The sequence below is a fragment of the Mesorhizobium sp. M7A.F.Ca.CA.002.04.1.1 genome, from assembly GCF_004022805.1.
GTDB lineage: Bacteria > Pseudomonadota > Alphaproteobacteria > Rhizobiales > Rhizobiaceae > Mesorhizobium > Mesorhizobium ciceri.
Genome location: NZ_RZPL01001136.1, coordinates 1 through 1,043, shown reverse-complemented (window position 1 = coordinate 1,043; position 1,043 = coordinate 1). Strand labels below are relative to the sequence as shown.

General features: G+C 69.4%; 1 protein-coding gene. It reads left to right on the top strand.

Annotation, left to right across the window (positions count from 1 at the left end; all coding sequences use genetic code 11):
* The coding region (locus ENZ75_RS32790) for an alpha/beta hydrolase (RefSeq protein ID WP_164888218.1) at window positions 1-604 on the top strand (604 nt) is incomplete at its 5' end.
* Window positions 605-1,043: the final 439 nt, after the last annotated feature.

Below are 1,043 nucleotides of genomic sequence, written 5' to 3'. Positions count from 1 at the left end.
CGACGTGCTGTCGGTCGATTACCGGCTGGCGCCGGAGCATCTTCATCCCGCCGCCTTCGATGATGCGGTGGCCGCCTTCGAATGGGCAGCGGCGAGATCAGGCCTGCCGCTGGTGCTGTGCGGCGAAAGCGCCGGCGGCAATCTCGCCGCGGCGGTGGCGCAGGCGACGCGCCGCCACGCCAGCGCTGCCATTGGCCAGGTGCTGATCTACCCCGAGCTCGGCGGCGACGAGCGCGCCGGCTCCTACATCGAACACGCCGACGCGCCGCTGCTGTCGGTGGCCGACATCGCCTTCTACCGCGACGTCCGTTCGGCCAGGCGCCAATCGCTTGACGATCCGACTTTTGCGCCGCTGCGCGACAAGGATTTCACCGGCCTGCCGCCGACGGTGATCGTCACCCCCGAATGCGACCCGTTGTCCTCGGATGGCGAGACCTACCGCGACCGCATTCTGGCCGCCGGCGGCAAGGCGTGGTGGCACGAAGAGCCGAGGCTGGTGCACAGCTTCCTGCGTGCCCGCACCACGGTGCCGGCGGCGGCGGAAGCGTTTGCGCGGATCGTGGCTGCGGTTGCAGCGCTGGGCAGGGGTGAGTGGCCGTATTGAACATAGCGAAGGCCCCCTCATCCGGCCGCTTCGCGGCCACCTTCTCCCCGCTGGGGAGAAGAGGGAAGCGCCGGCGCTGCAAGTCTCCTCTCCCCTCGGGGAGAGGTCAGCCGAGCGAAGCGGAGGCTGGGTGAGGGGGCGTCTCGCGTGAAGCGCCGGCATCCTCTTTTCAACAATGGAACATAGGAGGTCGAGTCCCGTCGTACCGACCCCCTCTGTCGCCTTCGGCGACATCTCCCCCTCAAGGAGGGAGATTCGCGCCGCGCCATCGTCCAACGCATACGCCAATCGCCGACTCCCCCCGCGGAACCCCGCACAATCACTGCGGAAAAGCGAACACTCCGCGGCGTCACCCCGCTCTATCATTCCCCCTCAGGCAACGGCGCCCCGGCGGTCGCGTCCGCCCCCGCGCCTGTCGATCGGCCGGGGCGCCGTTGCC